Consider the following 21,853-nt stretch of genomic DNA (forward strand, 5'->3'; position numbering starts at 1 on the left):
GCGCAGTGCGCGGCGGCACGAGCGGATCGCCGTTCCCATGCATGCACTTCGTTTCCTCGCGTTCCTGATGCTGGCATGGCCGCCGGCGGCGCCGGTGCATGCGCGCGAGTCGCTGGAGCAGATCGTGGCCGCGGCGCCGCCGGGTACCACCATCAGCGTGCCGACCGGCGTGCACGTGGTGCACCTGCGGCTGGACAAGCCGGTCACCCTCGTCGGCGAACCCGGCGCCGTTCTCGACGGCGGCGGCGAAGGCGACGTGGTGCGCATCGGCGCCGCGCAGGTCGCCGTGCGTGGATTGACCATCCGCCATAGCGGCACCGATCTCACCGCGATGAACGCCGGCATCTTCGTCGAGCGCCAGGCGCGCGACGTCACGCTCGAGGGCAACCGCATCGAGGAGAGCCTGTTCGGCGTCTACCTCGACGGCGCGGCCAACGTGCGCGTCGCGCACAACGTGATCCGCGGCATGCGCTCGCTGCGCGTGGCCGACCGCGGCGACGGCATCCACCTGTGGAACGACACCGGCTGCACCATCGAGGACAACGACGTGGCCGACTCGCGCGACGGCATCTACGTCTACGTCAGCCCTCACAACACCATCGCGCGCAACGTGGTGCACGAGGTGCGCTACGGCATCCACTACATGTACTCCCAGCACAACCTGCTGCGGGACAACGTCAGCCGCAGCAACCTGGCCGGGTATGCGCTGATGTCGTCCGATCACCTCAAGGTGATCGGCAACACCGCCGAGGACGACGAATCCTACGGCTTCCTGCTCAACTACATCTCGCACAGCGAGATCGCCGGCAACCTGATACGACGGATCAACGGCCAGCGCGACACCCAGGGCGGGCTGATCGACGGCACCGAAGGCAAGGGGTTGTTCGTCTACCTGTCGCAGTTCAACACCCTCCACGACAACCTCGTCGCCGACTCGCAGATCGGCATCCACGTCACCGCCGGCTCGGAGAACAACCGGTTGTGGGGCAACCATTTCCAGGACAACCGCATCCAGGTGAAGTACGTGCAGAACCTCGCCCAGGAGTGGTCGGCGCACGGCCGCGGCAATTTCTGGAGCGACTACCTCGGCTGGGACCTGGATGCCGACGGCGTCGGCGACGTGCCGTTCCGCCCCAACGACGGCGTCGACGTGCTGCTGTGGAAATACCCCTCCGCGCGCAACCTGATGTCCAGCCCCGCGGTGCTGCTGATGCGCTACGTGCAGCGCGCGTTCCCCGTGTTCACGCCGCCCTCGGTGCAGGACAGCCACCCGCTGATGAAAACTTCCCCGGCCACGCCATGAACCACCCGATCGAATGCCACGCACTGGCCAAGCGTTACGGCGACCTCGCCGCACTCGACGGCATCAGCGCCGTCGTGCCGCGCGGCCAGGTGATCGGCCTGCTCGGCCACAACGGCGCGGGCAAGTCCACGCTGATCAAACTCATTCTTGGCCTGATAGCACCCAGCGGCGGCCGGCTGGAGGTGCTTGGCCAGTCGCCGTGGCGCGCACACGCGCTGCGCCGGCGCATCGGCTACCTGCCCGAGAGCGCCACCTTCTACGGCAACCTCACCGGTCGCGAACTGCTCGACTACCTGGCGCGACTGAAGCAGGCACCACGCGCACAAATTGCCACGCTGCTCGACCGCGTCGGCCTGGCCCACGCCGCCGACCGGCGCATCGGCACATATTCGAAGGGCATGCGCCAGCGCCTTGGCCTCGCGCAGGCGCTGCTGGGTTCGCCCGATCTGGTGCTGCTGGACGAGCCGACCACCGGCCTCGACCCGCAGGCCACCCGCGAGCTGTACCGCATCGTCGGCGAGCTGCGCGCGGATGGCCGCTCCGTGCTGGTCTCCTCGCACCTGCTGGCCGAACTGGAACCGCACATCGACGGCGCACTGATCCTGCGCCAGGGCAAGTTGCTTGCCGCCGGCAGCCTGCACGCGCTGGGCGAGCAGGCCGCGCTGCCGGCGCAGGTGCTGTTGCGCACGCGTGAGCAGGCGATGCCCGAATTGCTCGCGCGCCTTGAAACCGGCGGCCTGTCGGCGCAGCCGCGCCCCGATGGCCGGCTGGAACTGCAGGTGCCGCGCGCCAGCAAGTTGCGCATGCTGCGCGAGCTGCTGGCCGACCCGGCGATCGTCGATCTCGACGTGCGCGAGCCGACGCTGGCACAACTCTACGACTGGCTCGGCGCCGGCCCGCCATCCACCGCGGAGGTGGCCGCATGAACCCGATCCTCACCGTCGCCGCCAAGGAATTCCGCGACGACTTCCGCAACCGCTGGACCATCGCGCTGACCATCCTGTTCGCGCTGCTGGCGCTGGGCATCGCCTGGTTCGGCAGTGCGGCAGCCGGACGCGTGGGCTTCACCTCGTTCGACGCCACGCTGGCCAGCCTGACCACGCTGGGCGCGTTCGTGATCCCGCTGATCGGCCTGCTGATTGCCTATGGCAGCATCGTCGGCGAGCGCGACGACGGCACCCTGCTGCTGATGCTCAGCTATCCGCTCTCGCGCGGGCAACTGGTGGCCGGCAAGTTCCTCGGCCACTGCAGTGCGCTGGCCGCCGCCACGCTGGCCGGCTTCGGGTTCGCGGTCGCGATCATGCAGTGGATGCAGCCGCCGGAGCAGACGATGCAGGCGTGGCTGCAGATCGGCCGTTTCATCCTCAGCGCATCCCTGCTCGGCGCCTGCTTCGTCGGGCTGGCCTGCCTGATCAGCGTACAGACCACCGACAAGTCGCGCGCCGCCGGACTGGCACTGGTCGGCTGGCTGGTGAGCGTGGTGCTGTTCGACCTTGCGCTGCTGGCGCTGCTGGTGGTCAGCGGCGGCAACCCGGTCGAGCGCGCGGTGTATCCGTACCTGCTGCTGTTCAACCCGGTCGACGTGTTCCGCCTGGTCAACCTCACCGCGCTGGGCGACGGCGCCGGCAACGACCTGCTGACCGGCATGACCGCCCACCACGTCTATCCGCCAGCCCTGCTCTACGCGCTGCTGCTGGGCTGGGCGGTGGCGCCGTTCGCCTGGGCGATGCTCGCGTTCCGGCGCAAGGAAATCTGAAGGAGTTCGCACATGCCCTGCTTGCCGATGACCAACCTGCGCCGCGCTGTCTTCGTGCTGGCGCTGGCCCTGCTGACCGGTTGCGGCGGCAATCCCGCACCCGCACGCCACGCCGTCGACACCCACCCGGACGATGCCTGCGCGGTGTGCGGCATGTACCTGGACGGCTCGCCCGGCCCGCGCGCCGAGGCCTGGATCAGCGGCCGCGCCAAGCCGCTGGTGTTCGATTCCACCCGCGACTTTTTCGCCTACGTGCTGCAACCGGAAAACCAGTCCGCGCTGCAGGAACTGTTCGTGCAGGACAGCGCGCGCATCGACTGGCAGCAACCCGACCACGCCGCCGCCAGCTTCATCGACGCGCGCACCGCAGTCTACGTGGCCTGGCAGCCGCTGGCCGGCTCGATGGGACCGACCCTGGCGCCGTTCACCAGCCGCGCTGTCGCGGAAACATTCGCACGCGAGCATGGCGGCGCCGTGGTCGACTTCGCCGAGATCACGCCCGCACTGGTGGCCACGCTGGACTACCGCTGCCCCGCCCGGGCCAGCGGCGCTCACGGCACGCTGCAATGCCTCGCTGCGCCCACGCCGTCGCTCGGCCTGTCGAGCCATCCGCAAGCCGCGCTTTCGCCGGCGCATCCACGCCCCCACCCATGACAGGAACCCGCAACATGCCCGGACTGGAGAGTTTCTCGCACTGGATCGTGCTGCTCGTACTGGCAGTGCTGATCTTCGGCACCGGCAAGCTGCGCAACGTCGGCCGCGACCTCGGCAGCGCCATCGCCGATTTCCGCCAGGGGCTCAAGGGCGGCCAGCCGCACGAGGCCACGCCGCCGACGGTGCGGCGGGATGCGGATGGCGAACCACGACCCTGAGGCGCTGATCCGGATGCGTTGACTTGCCTGATGCAGGCACCGCCACAGCGGTCGAGACTCGCCTGTTGAAGCGTCATCGTCAGGTCAGGCCCCGGCCAGCAACCGCTCGCACAACGCCCGATACACCGCCGGCAGTTTCTCCAGCTCCGCCACGTCCACGCACTCGTCCACCTTGTGGATGGTGGCGTTGACCGGGCCGAGCTCGACAACTTCGGCACCCATCGGGGCAATGAAGCGGCCGTCCGAGGTGCCGCCGCCGGTGCTCTGTTCGGGATCGATGCCGCACAGCTCGCGGCAGACTGCCACCACGGTTTCGCGCAACACGCCGCCGGGCGGGGTGAGGAAGGGTTCGCCGGAGAGATTCCAGTCGAGTGCGAAGTCGAGTCCATGGCGATGCAGGATCGCCTCGGTGCGCGCGCGCAGGTCGTCGGCGCGACTGGCGGTGCAGTAGCGGAAATTGATCAGCGCGACGAGTTCACCGGGGATCACGTTGTTCGCGCCGGTGCCGGCGTTGAGGTTGGAGACCTGGAACGAGGTGGGCGGGAAATCCGCGTTGCCCTCGTCCCAGCGCTCGGCGGCGAGTTCGGCCAGGGCGGGAGCGAAGGCGTGGATCGGGTTGAGCGCCTTCTCGGGATACGCCACATGGCCTTGCACGCCGCGCACCTGGAGCGTGCCGGAGAGCGAACCGCGGCGGCCGACGCGGATCAGGTCGCCGAGCCGTTCCTTGGAGGAGGGCTCGCCCACCACGCACCAGTCGATGCGCTCGCCGCGCTCGCGGAAATGTTCGACCACGCGGCGCACGCCGTCGAGATTGGTCGGGCCTTCCTCGTCGCTGGTCAGCAGCAGGCCGACGCGGCCGCGGTGTTCCGCATGCGCCGCCACGAACTGCTCCAGTGCGACCACCATCGCTGCCACCGAGCCTTTCATGTCGGCGGCGCCACGGCCGTATAGACGGCCATCGCGGATGGTCGGTTCGAACGGCGGGCTTTGCCAGGCGGCTTCCGGACCGCTGGGCACCACGTCGGTGTGGCCGAGAAAGACCAGTGTCGGACCGGCGGCGCCATGGGTGACCCACAGGTTGTCGACCTCGCCGTAGCGCAGGTGCTCGACGCGGAAGCCGACGCGTTCCAGGCGCTCGCCGATCAAGGGCAGGCAACCGGCGTCTTCCGGCGTCACCGAACGACGGCGGATGAGGTCGCGGGCAAGTTCGAGCACGTCGGACATGGGGTTCCTGCGCAGTGCCGGGGGATGCCGCAGCATACCAAGCTAGCTCAGCACCACGCCCAGCAAATGCCCCACGCCAAAAGTGATCGCGGCCGCGACACTGGTGATGACGAATTGCCGGGCGATCGAGAACAGCATGCTGCGCCCGGTGAACAGCGAGGTGCCGATGCCGATCAGCGCCAATCCGCCAGCAGTGGAAGCCACGCTGGCCAGCAATGCCGCTTGTCCGCCCAGAAAGAAATACGGCGCCACCGGAAACAGCGCGCCGCAGGCGAACAGGCAGAACGAGGAGATCGCCGCGCCGTAGGCCGAGCCGCCCAGCTCGGCCGGGTCGACGCCGAGATCCTCGCGCACCAGCATGTCCAGCGCCGCGCGCGGCGTTTCGGTCACGTGTTCGGCGAGGTGCTCGGCCGCCGCCGGTTCCAGCCCCTTGTCGCGATAGATGCCGGCGATGTGTTCGCGGCCATCTTCCGGGGCCACCGCCAGGCGTTCGGCGCGCTCGGTGATCTGCGCCTGGTAGAACTCGCGCGAGCTGTTGACCGACAGCCACTCGCCCAGGGCCATCGAGCACGCGCCTGCGACCAGGCCGGCCAGGCCGGCCAGCAGCACGGCGCGATCGCCGGTGGCGGCGCCGGCCATGCCCATCACCAGGCTGACGTTGGACACCAGCCCGTCGTTGGCGCCGAGCACGGCGGCGCGCAAGGTGTTGCCGCTCTGCGCGCGATGGCGCAACCCGTGCGGACCGGCCGGACGCGGCAACGGAAAGTGGTCGCGGTGGCCGCTGCGGTCGACCGGCGTGGCCTCATGATCCGCGTGCGCCAACCGCACCACGGTCGGCATCACGAACTCGGTGCCAAAGCGTCGCGCAAACCAGCTGAGCGCGCGCACGCGCAGGCCGATCCGCTGCCGCGGCACGGCCTCGCCCAGTTCGCGCAGGCGCGCCTCCCAGAATTGCGCATTGCCGCGCTCGCCCGCGGCGATGCGCCGGTAGGCGTGCTGAAGTTGCGGGTCGTCGGCCAGCTCGGCCAGCCGCGCGTACAGCGCGGCGTTGTCGCGCTCGATGCGCAGGTTGTTGCGGAAGCGGCGGGTGCGGCCGTGGGTCATCGTCAATCACCGAGCTCGTCGTCGCGCTGGCCGAGCCAGACCAGCGCCAGCAGCAACACGACGACGAAGCGGAATGCGCTGCCCAGCCCGTTCCACTGCGTGGACATCCACATGCCGAACCATTCGCCGCCGATCGCCATGAAGCCGCCCAGCCACAACAGCACGCCGACGCCCAGGCCGGCCACGGCGAGCTGACCGGCGCACCGGAACGCCGTCGCAGGCGCACGGCGCGCGCGCCACATGCGCCAGGCGCCGGCGCCGCACAGGACGGCGGCCAGTGCTTCGGCGGCGATGATCAGAACGTAGGCGGCATGCTGCAGCAGCGGTGCATGGATCGCGCGGTAGTGGATGGCGGCGTCGGGGAAGATCGAATCCATCGCCAGCACATGCTGCACGAAGACCAGGTTGCTGCCGTAGTCGGTGAGGTTGCCGAACGCGACCAGCGCCAGCCACAGTGCGATCGTCGCCACCAACCCGATCTTCGAAAGCCGCATCGACACGTCAGCGCCCGAACAGCTTCTTGAAGCCGTTGTCGGTGAAGCCCACGCTCACCGTGCCGTCGTCCCCCACCACCACCGGACGGCGGATCAGCGCGGGATATTCCTTCAGCAGCAGTGTCCACTCCGGGTCGCTGCCGGGGTTCTTGCGCTGCGGCAGCAGGTTGCGCCAGGTGGTGGAAGACTTGTTGACCAGCTTCTCCCAGCCGCCGAGCTGCGCCGCCCAGTCCTTCAGCGTCGACGCCGGCAGCGGGTTGGCGCGGTAGTCGACGAAATCATGCGGCACCTCGAAGCGGACCAGCCAGTTGCGCGCCTTGCGGCAGGTGTCGCAAGTGGGCAATCCATAAACAGTCGTCATCCCGATCTTCCTTCCTGTAGGAGCCCGCTCGCGGGCGATGCTCTTGCTTCTGCGAATCCCGAATCCCGATGCCCGCCAGGGCATCGACCGCGAGCGGGCTCCTATGTGGCAGCTCGCAGGAGGTCGTTGATGCTGGTCTTGCTGCGGGTTTTTTCATCCACCTGCTTGACGATGATGGCGGCGTACAGGCTGTGCGAGCCGTCTTTCGCCGGCAGGCTGCCGGCCACCACCACGCTGCCGGCCGGTACGCGGCCGTAGCTCACCTCGCCGGTCGCGCGGTTGTAGATGCGGGTGGACTGGCCCAGGAAAACCCCCATGCCGATCACGCTGCCCTTCTCCACCACCACGCCCTCGACCACCTCGGAGCGCGCGCCGATGAAGCAGCCGTCCTCGATGATGGTGGGGTTGGCCTGCAACGGCTCCAGCACGCCGCCGATGCCGACGCCGCCGGACAGGTGCACGCCCGCGCCGATCTGCGCGCAGGAACCCACCGTGGCCCAGGTGTCGACCATGGTGCCGGCGCCGACGCAGGCGCCGATGTTGACGTAGCTGGGCATCAGCACCGCATCCTTCGCGATGTGCGCGCCGCGACGCACCAGTGCGCCGGGCACCACGCGCGCACCGAGCTGCTGCAGTTCGGCGTCATTGCCGTGGGCGAAGCGCAGCGGCACCTTGTCGAACGCCTGCGCCGGGCCGCCGTCGACCACGCGGTTGTCGTTGATGCGGAAGTACAGCAGCACGGCCTTCTTGAGCCACTGGTTCACCGTCCAGCCGCCGTGGCCGTCCGGCTCGGCGACGCGGCGCTCGCCGGATTCGAGCAGGTCGAGCACCTGCCCCACGGCCGGCCGCAGATGGCTTTCGATCTCGGATGGGGTGAGTGCGTGGCGACGCTCGAAGGCGTCGTCGATCAGGGTTTCGATGGATTGCATGGCGATTCGATTCGGTCGATGAAAGGCGGCCGCTGCGGCGAACGGCAAAGAGTACAGGCTGCCAGCGCGGGTGCGGCCGGGTTCATGCGCTTTTAACCCGACGGCGCAGTACATTGGCTGGACGTCCATTCTTCCACATCCCCACGAGGAGCCGAACATGAGCCAGATCAAGATTGCCGTGCTGGTAGGCAGCCTGCGCGCAGATTCGTTCAACCGCCGACTGGCCCGCGCAGTGGAGAAACTGGCACCGGGCGACCTTGCGTTCCGCCACATCCAGATCAACGACCTGCCGCTGTACTCGCAGGATTTCGACGCCGCCTACCCGGCCACCGCCACGCGGCTGAAGAAGGATATCGAAGGGGCGGACGGGCTGCTGTTCGTCACGCCCGAGTACAACCGGTCGATCCCGGGCGTGCTGAAGAACGCGATCGACATCGCCTCGCGCCCCTGGGGCACCAACTCGTTCGCCGGCAAACCGGCGGCGGTGATCGGCACCTCGATCGGCTCGACCGGCACCGCGATGGCGCAGCAGCACCTGCGCAACGTGCTGGCCTACCTGGACGTGCCCACGCTGGCCCAGCCGGAGGTATTCATCCACTTCAAGGAGGACTTGATCGCCGATGACGGCAGCGTCGCCAACGACTCCACGCGCAAGTTCCTGCAAGGTTTCGTCGATGATTACGTGGCCTGGATTCGCCGCTTTGCACGTTGATCCCGGCGTCGCCGGCCACCACGCCTGCGACTGGTTTTGCGCCGCCGATGGGCGATAATGGGGGACCATTCGACCACGGGGGGAGATCCATGGCGCGATACAATCTGGAGCCGTTGCTGGCCCCGGTATCCGACGAATCGCCGGCCGGACCGGATCTCGAGTACGACCCGGAGTTTCTCGCCCTGGAGCGCGCCGCCGCGCCCAAGGCCGAGCGCGCCGTGGGCGATGCGGTCAAGGCTGCCGAGGAGCCGGACTGGGAGAAAGTCGTCGAGCTGTCCGAGGCGATCCTGCAACGCTCCAAGGATTTGCGCCCGGCGGTGCACCTGACCACGGCCTGGATGCGCAGCTCCGGCATGCCCGGCTGGAGCGCCGGGCTGGGGCTGATCCGTGGCCTGCTGGAACAATTCTGGGACACCGTGCATCCGCAGCTGGACGCGGAGGACGACAACGACCCGACCATGCGCGTCAACGCGGTGGTGCCGCTGAACGACCTGCAGGGTGTGCTCGGTTATTTCCGCACCACGCCGTTCGTGCAGTCGCCGCGCATGGGCCGTTTCAGCCTGCGCGACCTGCGCATCGCCAACGGCACGCTGAAGGTCACCACGCCCGGCGACGGCCCCGAGCCGAGCATCACCGAGATGGAAGCGTGCTGCATGGATTGCGCGGAGGAGGAGCTGGTCCAGACCACCGCCGCGATCAGCGAGTCACTGGAGCATGCCAAGGCCATCGACGCCCTGTTCAACGACCACGTCGGCACGATGGGTCCGGACTTCAAGAACCTGCTCAGCGACATCTACGAGCTGAAGAAATTCCTCGACCCGCAGCTGGCGCGTCGACTGCCGGCCGAAGTGCAAGGCGAAGGGGCTGGCGAAGGTGGCGCGGAGGGTGGTGCACCGAACGCGGCGCGGGCCTCGGGTCCGATCGCCGGGCCGCAGGACGTGATGCGCCGGCTCGACGAGATCTGCGACTACTACACGCGCTGCGAACCCTCCAGCCCGGTACCGCTGCTGTTGCGGCGCGCACAGCGGCTGGTCGGCATGGATTTCATGGACCTGCTCAGGGATCTCGCGCCGGGCGGCATTTCCGAGCTGCGCGTGGTGTCGGGTACGCCGGAAGACGAATAGCCCGCCGCCGGGAACAAGTCCGGCGGGCGCGGCACCTCGTCAGTAAACGCCCTTGCAACTGCTGGCTGCGGGGCGAACCACGAGCTGGTGCACCGAAGGGTCCCAGCTCAGCGACAGGCCGCCCGGAAGCCCGGCCGTGATGCCGGCCGAGGCGATCTGGCTGATCGGCCCCACCGTGCTGCCGTGTCCGTCGCCGAACGTCACCGTCGCACTGATCGCGTAGCTGAGCGGATCGGCGCAACCGTCGACCGTGACGTACTTGGCCACCGTGCCCCGCCCTACACCCTCGGGCATGCTGCCGGTGACCGCCGGCATGGCGCGGCCCTGTCCGCCGCCGGGCGCCGGGCAGGTCTGGGTCAGCGCGTAGCTCACCGAGACCTTCGGCGCGGGCGCCACCTCCAGCACGGCCGAGGTGGGCGGCTGCGCCGTGCAGCCCATCAGGAACACCTTGCGCTGCGCCACCACGTTGAGCACGTAGCTGCCCGATGGCAGCGCACCGGCAGGCAATTTCAATTCGATGCGATTGGGCAACACGCCGGTCACCACCGGCTGCACCGCCTGCGGCTTGCCCTGTGCGTCGGTCGCGCTGACCACCGGGCTGGCGCACTGTGCGTCAAGCAGGTTTTCCCCGGTCAGTGCGAACGCTGCCCCGGCGCCGTCGCCATGCAGGACGAACAGCGGGCGTCGATCCAGCGTCTCCACGCCATTGATCACCGGCGGCAATTTCGACCCGCCGGAGGCAGCCGCCTTCAACGCCACGGTGCGGGCCAGTGCAGCCGCCATCGCGGCGACATCCTGGCCCAGGCAGCCCTTGCTGGCCTCCAGGAACGCCTGCGTGCGCTGCACGGCGGCTTCGGCGCGGTAGGCCTGCGCCTTCTCTTCGTTGCCCAGCATGTCGATCGGCTTGGCCAGATCCTTGCCCAGCGCCTTGCGCAAGTCCCGGCCCAGGTCGGCCAGCTTCTGGCTGGTTGCCGCGAGACTGGAGCCAGGCGACCCGGTCGCACGTGCGGCGAGGTCGTGTTGCGCCGTGTCCAGCTGCGTGATGATCAGTTCCCCGGTCAGCCGCGGCGCGATCTGCGGCGCTGCCTGGACCGCGGCGGGGCCGGTCAGGCCCAGCGCAAGCATCGCCACCGCGATGCCTGCGCCGAGTTTGCCGATGCCGGTCACTGCGGCGCTTTCGGCCATGGCATGACCATGCCCAGTGCGTCCGGGTCCTGGCAGGCGGCCTGGTCCGGCTGATCCGGATCGCAACCGCTCTGCTGGTCGGGCGGCAGGCGCACGCCGGAAGGCACGATGCCGTACGAGCGGTAGTTGGCGGTGATCACGCTCGGGTCGATGTAGGAGTCGCCGTGGTTGCCGTTCTGCGCGCTGCCCGCACCGGAGGCGGTCGGCACGTTGATGGCGAAACCACCGCCCAGCGGCAGCAGGTTGCCGGAGCTGTCCACCGCATAGAAGTAAGCGGGCGGCAGGCCGACGTTGGCGATGTTCTGCAGGCCCGTGCCCACCACGTAGATCGGCTGGGAGCTGGAACCCAGGCGCCCGGTGGAACCCCATACGCCTATGCCGTCATACAGCGGTGTCGTGCCGAGCTGGAACAGGTCGCCATGGGTCACCGACAGGTAGAACGGCGAGGTGCCCGCGTTCACCGTGAAGGCGCTGCCGGCCACCGACGCCAGTGTCAGAGTCTTGTCGTTGGTCATGCTGAAGCCGGCCAGCGAAGTGAAGTTGCCCAGCGTGTCGACCATGTTCTTGTTGGGCGAACTCGCGCTGCCCAGCACGGTCGGACCCACCGCGCTGCCGCTCAGCGTGCCGGCCGTGATGATGCCGCTGGCGCCTTCGCTGATCGCGCCGGCCGAGGTGAGCGAGGTGGCCGTTCCCTTCACCGAACCGTTGATCGCCAGATCGCCGCTGGTGGTCTTCAGCGAAGTGCTGGCGCCGCCATCCAGCGGACCGTCGACAGTGAGCGCCTGCGCACTGGTCAGGGCGAAATTGGCTGCCGTGAAGCTGCCCAGCGTGCCGATCTGGTTGGCGCCGTTGAGCGTGGTCGCGCCGACCGAACTGCCGGTCAGGGTGCCGGCCGTGATGACGCCCGCCGCGCCTTCGCTGATCGCGCCGGCCGAGGTGAGCGAGGTGGCCGTTCCCTTCACCGGACCATTGATCGCCAGATCGCCGCTGGTGGTCTTCAGCGAGGTGCTGGCGCCGCCATCCAGCGTGCCGCTGACGGCCAATGTCTGTGCGTTGGTCAAGGCGAAGCTGGCGGCCGTGAAGCCTCCCAGGGTGCCGATGCGGTTGGCGCCGTTGAGCGTGGTGGCACCGGCGGAGCTGCCGGTCAACATGCCGGCGACAATGCTGCCGCCGGCGCCTTCGGTGATTGCGCCAGCAGAGGCCAGCGTCGTGGTCGTGCCCTTCACCGTGCCGTTGATCGCCAGATTGCCGCTGGTGGTCTTAAGCGTAGTACTCGCGCCGCCGTCCACGGAGCCCGTCACCGCCAGCGCCTGCGCGTTGGTCAGCGCGAAGTTCGCCGCCGTGAAGTTGCCCAGCGTGCCGATGTGGTTGGCGCCACCGAGCGCGGTACTGCCGACCGAACTGCCAGTCAACGTGTTCGCATGGATCGCACCAGCCGTCTGGTTGATATTGCGGCCTGCACCCAAGGTAACCGTGTTGCCGGTCAGGGTGCTGGCCAGGATCAGGTCCGAGTTCGCCCCGCTGGCCGTCAGCGTAAGGTCGCCGGCACCACCATTGGCCGACGGTGCATCATTCACCGTCAAGGTCCGGATGGTGTTGAAGGCGAAGTCGCCACCGCTGACGAATGCGCCCAGGGCTGCCACCTGGTTGGCGCCGAGCAGGCTGGTGCTGCCAGCGGAGCTGCCGGTCAAGTTATCGGCGGTGATGACGCCATGGGTGCCTTCGATGATCGCACCGGCCGAGGTCAGCGTGGTGGTGGCGCCGGTCACCGTGCCATTGATGATCAGGTCGCCGGCCGTCGTGGTCAGCGCCACGACCGGGCCACCATCGAGCGGGCCTTCGACGGTCAGCGTCTGACCGTTGGTCAGGCTGAAGTCTGCGCTGAAGCCGCCCAGTATGTTGATGTGGTTGTTGCCATCGAGTGTGGTGTTTCCGATCGAATGACCGGTCAACAGGTTCGCCGTGATGCTGCCGCCGGCGCCTTCGGTGATCGCGCCCGCCGAGACCAGCGTGGTGGTGGCGCCCTTCACCAGACCGTTGATCGCCAGGTCGCCGCTCGTCGTGGTCAACGCCGTGCTGGCCCCCCCGTCGACGGTGCCGCCCACGACCAGGGTCTGCGCGTTGGTCAACGCGAAGCCCGCCGCACTGAAGCTGCCCAAGGTGCCGATGTGGTTTGCGCCGTTGAGCGCAGTCGCACCGATGGATTGACCCCTCAAGGTGCCTGCCGTGATGCTGCCACTGCCGCCTTCGCTGATCCCACCGGCGGAATTCAGCGTTGTCGTGGTGCCGCTCACTGCACCATTGATCGTCAGGTTGCCGGCGGTCGTGGTCAGCGCGGTACCCGCACCGCCACTTACCGGGCCATTCACCGTCAAGGCTTGGGCGTTGATCAACGCGAAGCCCGCCGCACTGAAGCTGCCCAGCGAGCCGATGTGATTGGTCCCGGCAAGGGTCGTCGTACCGGCCGAATGACCGGTCAGCGAAGTGGCCGTGAGGCTGCCGCCTGCGCCTTCGCTGATCGCGCCGGAAGAGGTCAGGCTGACCGCCGTGCCATTGACCGCACCAGCCAGGGTGAGATCGCCCGCACTCACCGTCAGCGCCCCGGTGTTCACCGTGCCAAGGGTCAGTGCGTTGAGGTCATTGATCTGGGTGGCACCGCCGGTGAGATTCACCGTGCCGCCGAAGTCGTTGCTGCCACCTGTCAGGGTGATCGCGTTCGAACCGCCATGGATGGTGCTCGTGCCGATAACGCTCAGCGCACCGCCTGTCTGCAAGACCGCCCCACTGGCGGTGATGTTCAGATCGCCTCCGACCGTGGTCGCGCCCAGGGTTGTGGTGGTTCCGGCGCCCGTCGTGGTGATCGTCAGCCCGTTGCTCGCATTGCCGCTGATGCCGAGGTTCGAACTCGCCGTTACCGCTGAAATTCCGGAGTTTGTACCGCCTACGCCTGTCGAGCCCGCACCGGCAAGGTTCACGTTGACCGCGGTGGTGTAGCCCGAATAGTCCAGGCTTCCGTCGATGCCGGCGTCGAGGCCGCCGGAGATGTCCCCGTCAGCGCCCGAGTGCATGAGGAAGTGGCCGGTGCCGGTGTCGATCAGATTGCCGATGCCGGAGAAGGCGCCTGCCAGATTGGTCGCCGTGCCCTGGTTGTGCCCGGTCAGGCTCCAGGTCTGGTTGCTGGCGGTCAACGTGCCGATACCCGCATCGGCAATGTTCTCGAACGAGGTCCAGCTCACGGTGCCGCTGTTGCCGGCATTGAGGCCGGTCAGATTGTAGGTCTGGCTGCTGCCGCTGATCGTGTCAGAGGCAGAACCGCCCTTCGCCGCGGTGATCCCGCTCCAGCCCCCGGTACCGGTCGCCGTGCCTCCCAGGTCCACATTCACCGCGGTCGTGTACGCACTGTAATCCAATGTGCCTGCGGCAGCGGAAGTCAGCATGCCCGACACGCCCGCACCGTTCGCGAACATGAAGGTGCCGGCACCGCTGTCGCTCAGGTTCCCGAACGACGTCCAGCTCAGCGTGCCGTTGTTGCCGGCGTCTGTGCCGGTCAGGTTGTAGGTCTGGTTGCTGCCGGCAATCGTGGCGCCGGCGCCGCTTCCGGCCAGCGTGGTGAGGTTGAAGCCGCTGTAGTCGATGCCCGAGGCGCTCGACACCTTCGTGCCGAGATCGAAGCTGCCGGTCACCCCGGTCACGCTGCCGCCGGTGCCCGTAACCGTACCGAAACCGCTGTACGCGATGCCGCTAGCTGACGAGATACGCGTGTTGTCGGCGAAGCTGCCGACCACGTTCGCGATCGAGCCGCTGCCACCCACGCTGGTGGCGTTCGCGAAGGCCATGCCCTCGCTGGTCCTGCCGTTGTCGTCGAAGCCCACGGCGCCGGTGACCGTCGTCGTGTCGGCCGCGGTGAAGCCGCTATAGCCGACACCGCCGGCATTGCCCGTCTTGGTGCCGCTCAGGTTGAACGCGGTGCCGCCCAGGTTCGTGATCGCGCCACTGCCCGCCACGCTCGTGGCGTTGGCAAAGGTCATGCCGAGACTGCTCTTGGCCGCGCTGTCGAAACCGGCGGCACCGGTGACGGACGTGGTGTCGGCCGCGGTGAAGCCGCTGTAGTTGACGCCACCGGCATTGCCGGTCTTGGTGCCGACCAGATTGAACGCGGTACCCCCAAGGTTCGTGATCGCACCGCTGCCCGCCACGCTCGTGGCATTGGCAAAGGCGATGCCCAGGCTGCTCCTGGTCGAGCTGTCAAAACCTGCGGCGCCGGTGACGGCCGTGGTGTCGGCCGCGTCGAAGCCGTTGAAGCTGGTGGTGCCTGCCGTACCTGCCATGATGCCGGTCAGGTTGAACGCCGTGCTGCCCAGGTTGGTGATCGCGCCACTGCCCGCCACGCTCGTGGCGTTGGCGAAGGCCATGCCCAGGCTGGTCTTGGCCGTGTAGTCGAAGCCCGCGGCACCGGTGACCGTAGTGGTGTCGGCTGAGGTGAAGCCGTTGTAGTCGATGCCGCCGGCGTTGCCTGCCGTGGTACCAGTCAGGTTGAACGCGGTGCTGCCCAGATTCGTGATCGCGCCACTGCCCGCCACGCTCGTGGCGTTGGCGAAGGTCATGCCGAGACTGCTCCTGGCCGAGCTGTCGAAGCCCACAGCGCCGGTGACCGTCGTCGTGTCGGCCGCGGTGAAGCCGCTATAGCCGACACCGCCGGCATTGCCCGTCTTGGTGCCGCTCAGGTTGAACGCGGTGCCGCCCAGGTTCGTGATCGCGCCACTGCCCGCCACGCTCGTGGCGTTGGCGAAGGTCATGCCGAGGCTGCTCTTGGCCGCGCTGTTGAAACCCGCGGCACCGGTGATGGTCGCCGCGTCGGCGGCCGTGAAGCCGGTGAAGGCAACACCGCCCGCCGAGCCCGCGTTGGCTCCGCTCAGGGCAAAGGTGCTGCTGCCCGTAATCGCCCCATTGCCGTTGCCCGTGACCGCCGTGACGCCCGCCCACGTCCCGCCGATGCCCGTGGTCGCGCCGCTGCCATCGGCCAGGTCGAACGTCACGGCACCGCTGTGGCTGCCGTAGTTCAGCGTCGCCGCCGTCACGTTGCCACTGACGCTGCCGCCGGTGCCGAAGGCCACCGTGCCGCTGGTATCGGCGATGTTGCCGAACCCCGTCCAGGTCACGCCACCGCTGCTGCCCTGGTCGATGACCGTGTTGTCCAGCGTGTAGGTCTGGCCGCTGCCCGCGATCGTGGCACCGGCCCCGCTGCCGGTCAGCGTGGTGACGCCGAAGCCGCTGTAGTCGAGCGTCGACGCGCTGGACACCTTCGTGCCGAGATTGAAGCTGCCGGTCACGCCGGTCACGCTGCCACCGGTGCCCGTCACCGCATCGAAGCCGCTGTAGACGATGCCGCTCGCCGACGAGGTCCCGGTGTTGTCGGCGAAGCTGCCGACCACGTTCGCGATCGTGCCGCTGCCGCCCACGCTGGTGGCGTTGACGAAGGTCATGCCCTGGCTGGTCTTGGCAATGTCGTCGAAACCTGCAGCGCCCGTGATGGTCGCCGCGTCGGCGGCCGTGAAGCCGGTGAAGGCAACACCGCCCGCCGAGCCCGCGTTGGCTCCGCTCAGGGCAAAGGTGCTGCTGCCCGTAATCGCCCCATTGCCGTTGCCCGTGACCGCCGTGACGCCCGCCCACGTCCCGCCGATGCCCGTGGTCGCGCCGCTGCCATCGGCCAGGTCGAACGTCACGGCACCGCTGTGGCTGCCGTAGTTCAGCGTCGCCGCCGTCACGTTGCCACTGACGCTGCCGCCGGTGCCGAAGGCCACCGTGCCGCTGGTATCGGCGATGTTGCCGAACCCCGTCCAGGTCACGCCACCGCTGCTGCCCTGGTCGATGACCGTGTTGTCCAGCGTGTAGGTCTGGCCGCTGCCCGCGATCGTGGCACCGGCCCCGCTGCCGGTCAGCGTGGTGACGCCGAAACCGCTGTAGTCGAGCGTCGACGCGCTGGACACCTTCGTGCCGAGATTGAAGCTGCCGGTCACGCCGGTCACGCTGCCACCGGTGCCCGTCACCGCATCGAAGCCGCTGTAGACGATGCCGCTCGCCGACGAGGCCCCGGTGTTGTCGGCGAAGCTGCCGACCACGTTCGCGATCGTGCCGCTGCCGCCCACGCTGGTGGCGTTGACGAAGGTCATGCCCTGGCTGACCTTGCTGGCATCGTCGAAACCCGCGGCGCCGGTCACCGTCGTCGTGTCGGCCGCGGTGAAGCCGCTATAGCCGACACCGCCGGCATTGCCCGTCTTGGTGCCGCTCAGGTTGAACGCGGTGCCGCCCAGGCTCGTGATCGCGCCACTGCCCGCCACGCTCGTGGCGTTGGCGAAGGTCATGCCGAGGCTGCTCTTGGCCGCGCTGTTGAAACCCGCGGCACCGGTGATGGTCGCCGCGTCGGCGGCCGTGAAGCCGGTGAAGGCAACACCGCCCGCCGAGCCCGCGTTGGCTCCGCTCAGGGCAAAGGTGCTGCTGCCCGTAATCGCCCCATTGCCGTTGCCCGTGACCGCCGTGACGCCCGCCCACGTCCCGCCGATGCCCGTGGTCGCGCCGCTGCCATCGGCCAGGTCGAACGTCACGGCACCGCTGTGGCTGCCGTAGTTCAGCGTCGCCGCCGTCACGTTGCCACTGACGCTGCCGCCGGTGCCGAAGGCCACCGTGCCGCTGGTATCGGCGATGTTGCCGAACCCCGTCCAGGTCACGCCACCGCTGCTGCCCTGGTCGATGACCGTGTTGTCCAGCGTGTAGGTCTGGCCGCTGCCCGCGATCGTGGCACCGGCCCCGCTGCCGGTCAGCGTGGTGACGCCGAAGCCGCTGTAGTCGAGCGTCGACGCGCTGGACACCTTCGTGCCGAGATTGAAGCTGCCGGTCACGCCGGTCACGCTGCCACCGGTGCCCGTCACCGCATCGAAGCCGCTGTAGACGATGCCGCTCGCCGACGAGGTCCCGGTGTTGTCGGCGAAGCTGCCGACCACGTTCGCGATCGTGCCGCTGCCGCCCACGCTGGTGGCGTTGACGAAGGTCATGCCCTGGCTGACCTTGCTGGCATCGTCGAAACCCGCAGCACCGGTGACCGCCGTGGCGTCGGCCGCGATGAAACCCGTGAAGCTGATCCCGCCGGAGGTGCCCTGGTTGGCGCCGACAAGCGCAAACGGTGACCCACCGATGCCTGTAATCGATCCGGTGCCGGCGATGCTTCCAGTACCGCTTGGCGCAGATCCGCTGAACGCCACGTTGCCGAGTCCGGCAAGCGCTCCATTGAGCGTTATGGACGTCCCTGAAGTTGCCGACAGGTCGCCGGCAACCGAACCATGGCCCAGGTCAAGCGCCCCGCCACTGCTGACCGTCAGGCTGCCTGTTTGCAAGGTACCCAGCGCCAGCGCGTTGGCATCGGTGATCTGCGTGGTGCCGCCGGTCAGGCTCACCGTACCGATGAAGTCGTTGAGCGAGGTCAGCGTGATCGCGTTGCTGCCGGCGTTGAAAGTCGATGTTCCGTTGACCGTGTAGAAACCGGCTCCCTGCGTGATCCCTCCGGCCGTGGTGGTGACCGACAACGGGCCGTTGACGGTCAGGTCGACCGCGCTGAACGTGCCGCTGTTCGTCGTCAGGCTGGTCAGTGCCGTCGTTGCGCCGACCGCGCCGCCGAAGCTGGCGGCGCCGCCGGTGTTCACCGCCAGCGTGTGCGCGCCATTCACCGTGGAGCCGAAGCCGATCGTGCCACTGCCACTGCTGGCCAGCGTTGCATTGGCACCCAGCGTCACCGAGCCGTTGTAGGCCTGGTCACCGCTGGTGCTCACGCTGGCGGTATTGAGATTCGTCGTGCCGCTGACCTGCAGCACGCCCACACCAGCCACCGCCCCTGCCAGCACCGCATTGCCGGTCACCGTCAGGTTGTTGCCGGCACCTGTCACGGCCGCCAGGCTGATCGTCGTTCCAGTCAGCATGACATTGGAACCGAGCGTCAGCGCGTCGCCCCAGCTCTGCATGCCGCTGGTGGCGACATTGCCACTCAACGTGGCGCTGCCGGCGGCATCCGTGATCAGGCTGGTCAACGCCGTCGTGCCGCCGACCGCAGCGTCGAACCTGGTGACTCCGCTGGCGTTCACGGTCAACGCATGCGCGCCGTCGACAGTCGAGGCAAAGGTGATGTCGCTACCGCTCAACACGCGGTCGCCGCCCAACACCAATGCCGTGTTGTAGGTTTGTGCTCCGCTGGTCGTCACGTTGCCGACAAGCGTGAGCGCAGCGGCATTGGTCAGACTGAAGCTTGAGGCGGTGAAACTTCCGAGATTGCCGATCTGGTTGGCCTCTCCCAACGTGGTGGCACCGGCCGAGCTGCCAGTCAGGGTGCCGACCGTGATGGTGGCTCCCCCCACTTGCGAGATGGTCCCTCCGGTATTCAGCGAGAGGGTGGTGGCGTGGGCCGGAGCGATGGCCGCCGTGATACCCAGGTCACCGCTGTTGGCGTCACCGATCACGATCGTGTTGGCGGTGATCTGATCCAGTTCGGCACTCGTCACGCCAAGCTGGGGATCTGCGGGAAACGGAGCGTCGGGGCCCAGCGAAATGAGCCGTCCCGCCGTAGCCTGCCGGATGGCCACGATACCGGCGGTGCCGGCATTGATGGTTCCGAGTATGTCGGCGTTGTCTGCAACCAGGCTGACGTTTGCGCCGGTAGCGACACCATTGGTGGTATCCACTGCGACGCCCGTGCCGATGTTGATGCGCGCGCCGCCGCCGGCGGCTCCGAGCGTCACCGCACCACCGGCGGTGACGATGCCCGAACCCACCACGCCCAGATCGCTCGTGGTGGTGGTGATGCCGACATTGCCGCTGCCGGCGGTACCGCTGACATTCACGCCATTGGCATCAACGATGTTGACCGCGCCGGTACCCTTCGCGCTGAACACGATGCTGTCGACGTCCGTCTGGATGGCACCCGATGCGCCGATCGCGCCATTGGTGCCGCCCGCCGTGAGAGTCAGGGCGCTGCCGGAAATCGTGCCCGCAGTGCGCGAGATGCTGCCTGCAGTCGCAGTCAGCGTGGCCGTGCCACCGCCCAGCGAGATATCGTTGTTGAGCGAAATGTTGCGGCCGGCGAGCAACGACAGGTTCAGCACGTCGCCGCCAAGCACCGAATCGAATATCTTGTTGTTGATGACGATGTCGTTCGCCGCATTGAACGTGAGCGAGTTGGTTCCCTTGCCGTTGTAGTCGAGGTCGGCATTGAGGGTGATGTCGCCAGCTTCGGAATTGGCGCCCCCCGTACCCGTCGTGACCGTGACGCTGGCGCCACCGGTCAAGGCGGCGGTGATCAGGTCGACGCCGAGCGACGCTCCGTCGTTGGTCGACACAAAGGGGTTGGCGGCATTGATCTTGGTATTGCCGCCGCCCGCGACGATCGTGATGTTGTTCGGATCGATCAGCCAGTTGCCGCCCAACCCGTCGGCGCTGCGCGCGAAGACCTGCGGCGTACCGGTGATGGTGAGCGCGCCGTGGCTCGACGTCTCGACGAAACCGCCGTTGCCGCCGTCAATGCCGCCGCGCGCGGACAAGCCGCCGGCGATGACCGAGTTGTCGCGCGAGAACACGGCGATGCTGCCGCCGTCGCCCTTGCCGGTTGCATCGGCGTTGAGCGACGCATCCGGCCCGATGTACGTGCGCGCGGCCACGGCGAGGCCTTCGCCTCCACGGACGCCGCCACCGATGCGAATGGCTCCGCCACCCAGGCGACCCGAAGCATCCACCGTGCCGCCGGTGACCATCACGTCATGGTCCGACAGCAATTCGATGCGCCCGCCATGGTCGCCCGTGGCGGCGACACTGCCGCTGCTCTGTACATTGCCGCCGTTGCCCACCAGCCGCACCACGCCGCCGTCGGTGCTGATGCCGCTGGCGTCGATCACGCCGGAGTTGTTGACCAGGTTGGTGAACAGATCCTTGGCTGCCGAGGCCTGCAGCACCACGGTGCCTCCTTCGGCCTTGAGGGTGCCGGAGTTGCTGACTGCCGCTTCCTTGTCGTCCAGACGCTGCTTCAGTTCGCCGGTGATCTGGATGTTGATCAGGCCGTTGCCGTCGAAGTCGAGTACGGCGTGTTCGGCGCCGTCGAGGTTGATGCTGCCGTAGTTGGCCAGGATCACGCCGTCGTTGGCCACGCTGCCGCCGACCAGTGCGACGGAGCCGCCGCTGGCGGCCTGAATCAGACCGTGGTTGACGATGCCCGCGCCCGCGCCGACCGCGTTGAGGCTGTAGTTGCCGGCAAGGAAATCCTTCGGGGTGAGGTCCAGCGTGCTGGCCATCAGGCCGCCGACATTCATCTGTGCCGTGGCGCCGAAGATGATGCCGTGGGTGTTGATCAGGAAGACCTGGCCGTTGGAGTTGATCTTGCCGAAGATCTGGCTGGGGTTCTGATCGAGGATGCGGTTGAGCGCCACTGCCGAGCGGCCGGGCTGGTTGAACAGCACCGATTCGTTGGCCTTGAGGTTGAATGTCTCCCAGTTCAGCGCCAGTCGCTGCGAGATCTGGTTGATCACCGTCTCGTTGCCGTTCTGGGTGATGCTGCCGGTGCCGCCGACCACCGTGCCGCCGGTGGGGCCGCCGGCGAAGGCGTCAGGACTGACGGCGATCGAGCCGATCGCGAGCCCGATGCACAAGCTGATCGGCCAGGTCCTGTGCAGCGGCAGGCTGCCGGAGGGCAAGCGTGCGATCCGATCCACGGAAGCGCCGTTGCGCGATTCACGCCGGGTGCTGATGTGCTTGCTCATGT

14 protein-coding genes are annotated in these 21,853 nt (G+C 68.1%); 7 read left to right on the forward strand and 7 right to left on the reverse strand.

Going from position 1 to position 21,853, the window contains the following annotated elements; genetic code table 11:
* The first annotated feature begins 37 nt into the window (after positions 1-37).
* Genes ACVCMC_RS07955 through ACVCMC_RS07975 form a run of 5 tightly spaced genes read left to right on the forward strand, consistent with a single transcriptional unit; the run spans position 38 to position 3,931 of the window.
* A complete protein-coding gene (locus ACVCMC_RS07955; protein WP_447099310.1) occupies positions 38-1,303 on the forward strand; it encodes a nitrous oxide reductase family maturation protein NosD in 1,266 nt (421 codons plus the stop codon).
* Complete coding sequence (locus ACVCMC_RS07960) at positions 1,300-2,229, forward strand: ABC transporter ATP-binding protein (RefSeq protein WP_447099311.1); 930 nt, start codon at positions 1,300-1,302, stop codon at positions 2,227-2,229. Before ACVCMC_RS07955 ends, ACVCMC_RS07960 begins: the two co-directional genes overlap by 4 nt.
* Complete coding sequence (locus ACVCMC_RS07965; protein ID WP_447099312.1) at positions 2,226-3,059, forward strand: ABC transporter permease; 834 nt, start codon at positions 2,226-2,228, stop codon at positions 3,057-3,059. Before ACVCMC_RS07960 ends, ACVCMC_RS07965 begins: the two co-directional genes overlap by 4 nt.
* Before the next feature lie 12 nt (positions 3,060-3,071).
* Complete coding sequence (locus tag ACVCMC_RS07970; protein WP_447099313.1) at positions 3,072-3,713, forward strand: nitrous oxide reductase accessory protein NosL; 642 nt, start codon at positions 3,072-3,074, stop codon at positions 3,711-3,713.
* A gap of 14 nt (positions 3,714-3,727) precedes the next feature.
* A complete protein-coding gene (locus ACVCMC_RS07975) occupies positions 3,728-3,931 on the forward strand; it encodes a Sec-independent protein translocase subunit TatA (protein ID WP_447099314.1) in 204 nt (67 codons plus the stop codon).
* Positions 3,932-4,015: 84 nt separating this feature from the next.
* On the opposite strand, the gene dapE is transcribed toward ACVCMC_RS07975, so the two are convergent.
* The 5 genes from dapE to dapD form a co-directional block, all read right to left on the reverse strand.
* Complete coding sequence (gene dapE / locus ACVCMC_RS07980; RefSeq protein ID WP_447099315.1) at positions 4,016-5,155, reverse strand: succinyl-diaminopimelate desuccinylase; 1,140 nt, start codon at positions 5,153-5,155, stop codon at positions 4,016-4,018.
* Positions 5,156-5,197: 42 nt separating this feature from the next.
* Complete coding sequence (locus ACVCMC_RS07985; protein WP_395117339.1) at positions 5,198-6,259, reverse strand: VIT1/CCC1 transporter family protein; 1,062 nt, start codon at positions 6,257-6,259, stop codon at positions 5,198-5,200.
* Positions 6,260-6,261: 2 nt separating this feature from the next.
* Positions 6,262-6,753, reverse strand: coding sequence for a DUF2165 family protein (locus ACVCMC_RS07990; RefSeq protein ID WP_447099475.1), 492 nt, complete (start codon positions 6,751-6,753; stop codon positions 6,262-6,264).
* A 7-nt stretch (positions 6,754-6,760) separates the two neighbouring features.
* A complete protein-coding gene (locus ACVCMC_RS07995) occupies positions 6,761-7,114 on the reverse strand; it encodes a Spx/MgsR family RNA polymerase-binding regulatory protein (RefSeq protein WP_447099316.1) in 354 nt (117 codons plus the stop codon).
* Positions 7,115-7,215: 101 nt separating this feature from the next.
* Positions 7,216-8,172, reverse strand: a complete 957-nt coding sequence (gene dapD, locus ACVCMC_RS08000) for a 2,3,4,5-tetrahydropyridine-2,6-dicarboxylate N-succinyltransferase (protein WP_395117334.1) — start codon at positions 8,170-8,172, stop codon at positions 7,216-7,218.
* A 28-nt stretch (positions 8,173-8,200) separates the two neighbouring features.
* On the opposite strand from dapD, the gene ACVCMC_RS08005 reads away from it, so the two are divergent.
* Both ACVCMC_RS08005 and tssA read left to right on the forward strand, forming a co-directional pair.
* Entirely contained in the window at positions 8,201-8,755 is a 555-nt protein-coding gene (locus ACVCMC_RS08005; protein WP_395117332.1) for an NADPH-dependent FMN reductase, read from the forward strand.
* Positions 8,756-8,844: 89 nt separating this feature from the next.
* Positions 8,845-9,879, forward strand: coding sequence for a type VI secretion system protein TssA (gene tssA / locus ACVCMC_RS08010; protein ID WP_395117330.1), 1,035 nt, complete (start codon positions 8,845-8,847; stop codon positions 9,877-9,879).
* Positions 9,880-9,918: 39 nt separating this feature from the next.
* Here the strand turns inward: tssA and ACVCMC_RS08015 are convergent, their stop codons facing one another.
* Both ACVCMC_RS08015 and ACVCMC_RS08020 read right to left on the reverse strand, forming a co-directional pair.
* A complete protein-coding gene (locus tag ACVCMC_RS08015) occupies positions 9,919-11,064 on the reverse strand; it encodes a hypothetical protein (RefSeq protein WP_447099317.1) in 1,146 nt (381 codons plus the stop codon).
* Positions 11,043-21,851, reverse strand: coding sequence for a filamentous hemagglutinin N-terminal domain-containing protein (locus tag ACVCMC_RS08020; RefSeq protein WP_447099476.1), 10,809 nt, complete (start codon positions 21,849-21,851; stop codon positions 11,043-11,045). The genes ACVCMC_RS08015 and ACVCMC_RS08020 overlap by 22 nt, the downstream gene beginning before the upstream one ends.
* Positions 21,852-21,853 lie beyond the last annotated feature (2 nt).

It is taken from the genome of Rhodanobacter sp. UC4452_H20, assembly GCF_052978205.1.